Here is a 6,630-nt window from a genome sequence, read left to right as displayed (position 1 = left end):
TGGCCGAGATGCCCGAACTTGGCCGGCTCACGGCCCGGCAGATCGCCGCGCTGGCCGGCCTCGCCCCGTTCGTGCGCGAGTCCGGCAAGTGGAAGGGCCGCGCCATGGTGGCCGGCGGGCGCAAGAGCGTGCGCACGGCGCTGTTCCTGGCGGCACTGACTGCCTGCCGGCACAACCCGGTGCTCAAGCTGTTCCGCGACCGGCTGGTCGCCGCCGGCAAGCCCAAGATCGTCGCCGTCGTCGCCGTCGCCCGAAAGCTCCTCACCATCCTCAACGCCATGATCCGGGATCAGAAACCATGGCAAACCGCTTGACCCCCAACACAGTCGCTGAGGCGGCGTAGCGGAGCGAAGCCCTCGAAGGAGGGCTCCGGAAGTCTCGCGATTCCTGGAGGGCTCCTTCGAGGCCCAGCGATCTTCAATCGCCGGGCGCCTCAGGATGAGGGGGATGGGCGGGAGGGGCGGCGCTTGGCTGACCGGCCTCAGCCGTTGCGGAACGTGTAGCTGTAGCCGTTCAGCGCCGGCGCACCGCCGAGATGGGCGTAGAGCACCTTCGAGCCCTTCGGGAAGAAACCCTTCTTCACGAGGTCGATCATGCCCTGCATGGATTTGCCCTCGTAGACCGGGTCGGTGATCATCCCCTCGAGCCGGGCCGAGAGTCGGATCGCCTCCACGGTCTCCTTCGAGGGCACGCCGTAGACCGGGTAGGCGTAATCCTCGTTGAGCACGACGTCGTCGGCGACGATGTCGCCCGCGCCGACCAGGGCGGCAGTGTTCTGAGCGATCTCGAGGACCTGGGCCTTGGTCTGGGCCGGGGTGCAGGAGGCGTCGATGCCGATGACGTTGCGGGCGCGCCCGTCCGCGGAGAAGCCGACCAGCATGCCGGCATGGGTCGAGCCGGTGACCGTGCAGACCACCACGTAGTCGAAGCGCAGGCCCATCTCGGCCTCCTGCTTGCGCACCTCTTCGGCGAAGCCGACATAGCCGAGCCCACCATACTTGTGCACCGAGGCGCCGGCCGGGATCGCGTAGGGCTTGCCGCCCTCGGCCTCGACCTCGGCCAGCGCGCGCTTCCACGAATCACGGATGCCGATGTCGAAGCCGTCATCCACGAGCTGCGTCTGCGCGCCCATGATCCGCGACAAGAGGATGTTGCCGACCCGGTCGTAGACGGCATCCTCGTGGGGCACCCAGGCCTCCTGGATCAGCCGGCACTTCATGCCGATCTTGGCCGCCACCGCCGCGACCATGCGGGTGTGGTTCGACTGCACGCCGCCGATCGAGACCAGGGTGTCGGCGCCGCTCTTGATCGCGTCCGGCACGATGTATTCGAGCTTGCGCAGCTTGTTGCCGCCATAGGCCAGGCCCGAATTGCAATCCTCGCGCTTGGCGTAGATCTCGAGCTCGCCCCCGAGATGGTCCGTGAGCCGCTTGAGCGGCTCGATCGGCGTCGGGCCGAAGGTCAGGGGGTAGCGCTCGAAATCTTGCAGCATCGGGTCTCTCCGGGTCCTCCGGCCGCCGGGATCGTTTTCCACCCGGCACGGCCGCCTTCGGGTTACGGCAGAAAACTACCCCGGATCGCTTGAAAGGTGCTCTCGATCTTGGCCTACCGATGGCCGTTCACTTGCATTGATTGCCGCGGCGGACGAGAAATCGTCCGGAAAATCCGAAAACAATGAAAGAAACCGCCATGTCCGCAGGGCTCGACCGGATCGACCTCAAAATCCTGCGCCTACTGCAGGCGGACGGGCGCATGGCCAATGCCGAGATCGCCGAGCGCTCGGGCACCAGCGCGGCCACCTGCCATCGCCGGATCCAGCGCCTGTTCACGGACGGCTTCGTGCGGGCGGTCCGGGCGCTGGTCGATCCGGCCCGGGTCGGCCGGGGCACACTGGTCTTCGTCGGTGTCGTGCTCGACCGCTCGACGCCCGAGAGCTTTTCGGAGTTCGAGGCCGCGGTGCGGGCGATCCCCGTCCTGCTCGACTGCCACCTCGTGGCCGGCGACTTCGACTACATCCTGAAAGTCCGCGTCTCCGACATGGCCGACTTCAACCGGCTCCACAGCGCCACGCTGATCGGCCTGCCGGGGGTGCGCCAGACCCGGACCTTCTTCGTGATGAAGGAGGTGATCGACAACGCGCCGCTCGACCTGTGAGGCGCGACGCGACCGCATCAGGGCTCCGCCCTGATCACCCGCCAAAGGGCTGAGCCCTTTGGAAACCCGTGACGGGCTGCCCTACCCCTCCCCGCGCCGCGCCTTGCGCAGGGCCTCCCAGCGGGCGAGGCGCTCGGCCAGGCGGGTCTCGTAGCCGCGCTCCGTGGGCGCGTAGAGGTGCTGGCGCCCGATGGCGTCGGGCCAGTAATCCTGGCCCGAGAAAGCGTCGGGCTCGTCGTGATCGTAGCGGTAGCCCTCGCCGTAGCCGATGCGCTTCATCAGCTTGGTCGGCGCGTTGAGGATGGTGCGCGGCGGCGGCAGAGAGCCGGCCTCCTTGGCGAGCCGGGTCGCGGCCTTATAGGCGGTGTAGACCGCGTTCGATTTCGGCGCGCAGGCCAGGTAGATCGCGGCCTGCGCCAGAGCGAGCTCGCCCTCGGGGCTACCGAGGAAGTCGAACGCGTCCTTGGCGGCGTTGGCCACGACCAGGGCCTGCGGGTCGGCGAGCCCGATATCCTCCACGGCCATGCGGACCAGCCGGCGGGCGATGAACAGCCGGTCCTCGCCGGCATCGAGCATCCGGCACAGATAGTAGAGCGCCGCGTCCGGATCCGAGCCGCGCACGGTCTTGTGCAGCGCCGAGATCAGATTGTAGTGGCCCTCCTGGGCCTTGTCGTAGATCGGCGCCCGCCGCTGCACGATGTCTTGCAGCGCCTCGGCATCGAGGGTTTCGCCAGGGCCGGCGGAGCGCCAGACCTCCTCGGCGAGCGTCAGCGCCGCGCGGCCGTCGCCGTCGGCCATGCGGACAAGCACGCCCCGCGCCTCCTCGGTGAGCGGCAGGGCCTGTCCGGTCAGTGCCTCGGCCCGGACCAGCAGCCGCGCGATGGCGCCGGGGTCGAGGGCGCGGAACAGCAGCACCCGGGCCCGCGACAGCAGGGCCGCGTTGAGCTCGAAAGACGGATTCTCCGTGGTGGCGCCCACCAGCGTGACGGTGCCGTCCTCCATCACCGGCAAGAAGGCGTCGAGCTGGGCCCGGTTGAACCGGTGGATCTCGTCGACGAACAGGAGAGTCGCCTGCCCGGTCGCCCGGCGCTTGCGGGCGGCCTCGAACACCTTGCGCAGGTCGGGCACACCGGAAAAGATCGCCGAGATCTGCTCGAAATGCAGATCAGTGCCCTGGGCCAGGAGCCGCGCCACCGTGGTCTTGCCGGTGCCGGGCGGTCCCCAGCAGATCAGCGAGCCGAGGCTCTTTCCGCGCAGGAGGCGGGTGAGCGCCCCGCCCTCCCCGGTCAGGTGCTCCTGGCCGACGACCTCCGCAAGACTCTGCGGGCGCAGCCGGTCCGCGAGCGGGCGGCCGGCCTCCGCAACGGGGGCTTGGCCGGATTCCGGTGCCGCTGGGGGCTCGGCGGAGGCGAACAGATCGGACATCCGCGCATCAACACCGGGCCCGGCGGCGGGCGCAAGCCGGGATCCGGGCCTTGCCCACGGCCATGATCCGGATGGGAGCCCTCCGGCTCAGCCGCCGAACACCGAGGTCATGATCTCGCCGTTGCGGTTGATCACGACCTCCCAGGAATTGAGGGTGTTGCGGGTGACCCGGTCCAGGTCCTTGGTGGTCGGCACCGGCACGCCGTTGACCGCCACGACGATGTCGCCCTTCTGAAAGCCGAGCCGGCCCGCGATGGAGTTCTCGTCCACCGCCTGCACGGCCACGCCCTCGGCCGGGAAATCCACCTGCAGCTCCTCGGCCACCGCCGGCGAGGTGTTGACCAGGGTCGCGCCCTGGAATGGCGAGCGGGTCCGCACCTTGAGCACGTCGCGCGGGCGCGTCTCCGGGGCGGGGGCGAGCTTCACCGTCACCGTCTGGCGATTGGTCCCGCGCAGGATGCCGAACCGGGCCTGGCCCTGGACGCCCTTGAGCGCGAAGCGGTAGCCGAACGCCTCCGGGTCAGCCACCTCCTGGTTGTCCACGGTCAGGATCAGGTCGCCGCGCTTCAGCCCGGCCTCGTCCGCGGGGCTCTTGGGCTGCAGGCTCGCCACCAGCACGCCGGTCGGATGGTCGAGGCCCATGCTGTCGGCGATGTCCGGGGTCACGCTCTGGATGCGCGCGCCGAGCCAGGGCCGACGCACCACGCTCGCCCCATCGCGGGCCGCGTCGACCACCGCCTTGACCATGCCCACGGGGATCGCGAAGCCGATGCCGTGGCTGCCGCCGGATTGCGAGTAGATCGCCGTGTTGATGCCGACCAGCTGGCCGCGCAGGTCGACCAGGGCGCCGCCGGAATTGCCCGGATTGATCGCCGCATCGGTCTGGATGAAGTACTGGTAGTCCGCCGAGCCGACCTGGGTCCGTGCCAGGGCCGAGACGATGCCCTGGGTCACGGTCTGGCCGACGCCGAACGGATTGCCGATCGCCATGACGAAGTCGCCGACCTCGAGGGCGTCGGCATCGCCGAACGGCATCGGCACCAGGCCCTTCGGGGCCTCCTTGAGCTTGAGCACCGCCAGGTCGGTGCGGGTGTCGCGCATCACGATCGTCGCCTCGAATTCCCGGCGGTCGGAGAGCGCGATGCGCACCTCGTTCATGTTGTCGATGACGTGGTTGTTGGTGATGACCAGGCCGTCGGCATCGACCAGCACCCCGGAGCCGAGGGACCGTTGCGCCCGGTCGCCCCGGGGGCCGCGGCCGCCCTCCGGCTCGCCGAAGAACCGGCGCATGAACTCTTCCATGGCGCTGGTGCGCGCGTTCGAGCGCTTCTCGACATGCGAGGCGTAGACGTTGACCACCGAAGGCGCGGCCCGCTTCACCACCGGGGCGAAGGAGAGCTGGATGTCGGTCCGGCTCAGCGGGACCGCCTTGGCCGTCCCCTCCTTCGGGGCGGCGGGAGCCTCCGTGCGAGCCATCTGCGCTCCGGCGGGGCCGGCGGCCAGCAGGGTTGCGACGAGGGCGGGCAGGACGAGGCGGGTCAGCATGCGGGGCTCCGGCGGCGGGTCGGGCGCGCCGTCCGGATCGGCGGCGGCGTGCCGTGCGGCCTTACGCTATCGGAGCCGATTGCGGCAGGCCCACGACACCGTCGCCGCAAGCCTGCAGACCTGACCGGTCAGGCGTCTTCCTTGCGGCGCGCGGCGCGCTTCTTGGCGGGCTGCGGTGCAGGCTCCGGCTCGGGGGCCGGCGGCGCGGCCGATTTCCGACGCTGCTGGCCGAGGCCGAGGGAGCGGGCGAGCTGCGAGCGCTGCTCGGAGTAGCTCTGGGCGGTCATCGGATAATCGGGATCGAGGCCCCATTTGGCGCGATAGGCCTCCGGGGTCAGGCCCCGCAGGGTCAGGTGGCGGCGCAGGGTCTTGTAGGGCTTGCCGTCCTCGAACGAGATCAGGAAATCGGGGGTCACCGAACGCCGGATCGCCTGCGCGGTCGGCTTGTCGGGGGCCGCGGCGGTCATGCCGCCGGCGCAGACGCCTTGGATCGCGCCGTGGATGTCGTTGAGAAGTTTCGGCAGATCCGCGCTCTGCACGTGGTTGTTGCTCACATAGGCCGAGACGATCTCGGATGCGAGCGTGACGAAACGGCTCTTGTCGCCATCGCGTTGAGTCATATCGTGTATGCCGCCTTTTCGTGACGTCGAAACTGGCCAGAACGCAAGCACAGCGTCGCGATCCCGCGGGGTGATACAATCGCTTTTCGATGACCCGTCAAGTCTTAAATTCGACGTCGGTGTATACAATCAGAAACAATGCGAGAACGGATATATTCCGAGATCAACCTCAAGGAAAAATATCAGCTGCAATCCCGACTGTGCACAACCGATCTTGATGCACCCCGCAAACAGAAGACACATGCCCGGCTATGACACATGAAATCCGGTCCCTAAATATGGAATGAAGATTTTTCCGGAATGAAATCAATATTTGCATTCGGGATTGTGACGCGAAGGTCGAACGCCGGCACACCAAGGGACACAGCCGGGTCGGCTACAGGAAGCGTCTTCGCGCAACCCCAGCGTGCCCGGCATTCGATGCGGAACGCGGTATGGCGGCGCAGACCCTTTTCGGCTCCGACCACCTCACCTCAGCCTGACGAGAGCACAGCACGAAGGCCAAAGTCGTGATCGGTCTGCAAAGCGGCGCAGCCCCGAACACAAAAAACCCGGTCCGCGTGAGCGGGCCGGGTTTTTGAAGGATCGAGGGATCGAAAAGGTTTGGTTGCGGGGACAGGATTTGAACCTGTGACCTTCAGGTTATGAGCCTGACGAGCTACCGGGCTGCTCCACCCCGCGCCAAGGTTGTGCGGCTGGTCCGGGCTGGCGTGCGCCTGTATGGGGCGGGCTCCGGGGCCGTAGCGGTGATCGTGTGTGAGGGAATGGTGTGATTTGCGATGTGCGGGTCTGGCGGCGACCGACTCTCCCGTGCCTTGAGACACAGTACCATGGGCGCTGGCGTGTTTAACGGCCGAGTTCGAGATGGGATCGGGTTCTGGGCACG

6 protein-coding genes, 1 tRNA gene and 1 rRNA gene are annotated in these 6,630 nt (G+C 68.1%); 2 read left to right on the top strand and 6 right to left on the bottom strand.

Annotated elements, in window-relative coordinates:
- The coding region (locus tag BM228_RS33020) for a transposase (RefSeq protein ID WP_139234144.1) at positions 1–314 on the top strand (314 nt) is incomplete at its 5' end.
- Positions 315–481: 167 nt separating this feature from the next.
- Here the strand turns inward: BM228_RS33020 and BM228_RS33015 are convergent.
- Positions 482–1,492, bottom strand: a complete 1,011-nt coding sequence (locus tag BM228_RS33015; protein WP_092047495.1) for a 1-aminocyclopropane-1-carboxylate deaminase — start codon at positions 1,490–1,492, stop codon at positions 482–484.
- A 197-nt stretch (positions 1,493–1,689) separates the two neighbouring features.
- Between BM228_RS33015 and BM228_RS33010 the strand changes: the two genes are divergently transcribed.
- On the top strand, positions 1,690–2,154 hold the full coding sequence (locus tag BM228_RS33010) for an Lrp/AsnC family transcriptional regulator (RefSeq protein WP_058194928.1): 465 nt from the start codon (positions 1,690–1,692) through the stop codon (positions 2,152–2,154).
- An 81-nt stretch (positions 2,155–2,235) separates the two neighbouring features.
- Here the strand turns inward: BM228_RS33010 and BM228_RS33005 are convergent, their stop codons facing one another.
- From BM228_RS33005 to rrf, 5 genes are all read right to left on the bottom strand, one after another.
- Positions 2,236–3,579, bottom strand: coding sequence for a replication-associated recombination protein A (locus tag BM228_RS33005; RefSeq protein ID WP_092047493.1), 1,344 nt, complete (start codon positions 3,577–3,579; stop codon positions 2,236–2,238).
- Between the two features lie 87 nt (positions 3,580–3,666).
- Positions 3,667–5,124, bottom strand: a complete 1,458-nt coding sequence (locus BM228_RS33000) for a Do family serine endopeptidase (protein WP_092047492.1) — start codon at positions 5,122–5,124, stop codon at positions 3,667–3,669.
- Positions 5,125–5,252: 128 nt separating this feature from the next.
- Positions 5,253–5,744 (bottom strand): Ros/MucR family transcriptional regulator, encoded by a 492-nt coding sequence (locus BM228_RS32995; RefSeq protein ID WP_092047491.1) that lies wholly within the window; start codon positions 5,742–5,744, stop codon positions 5,253–5,255.
- Between the two features lie 604 nt (positions 5,745–6,348).
- Positions 6,349–6,425 (bottom strand) — tRNA-Met (locus tag BM228_RS32990).
- A gap of 106 nt (positions 6,426–6,531) precedes the next feature.
- Positions 6,532–6,630: ribosomal RNA gene (gene rrf / locus BM228_RS32985) — 5S ribosomal RNA — on the bottom strand; the annotation flags it as partial.

The organism is Methylobacterium pseudosasicola (genome assembly GCF_900114535.1).
GTDB lineage: Bacteria > Pseudomonadota > Alphaproteobacteria > Rhizobiales > Beijerinckiaceae > Methylobacterium > Methylobacterium pseudosasicola.
This window is presented reverse-complemented; position numbering and strand designations above follow the sequence as displayed.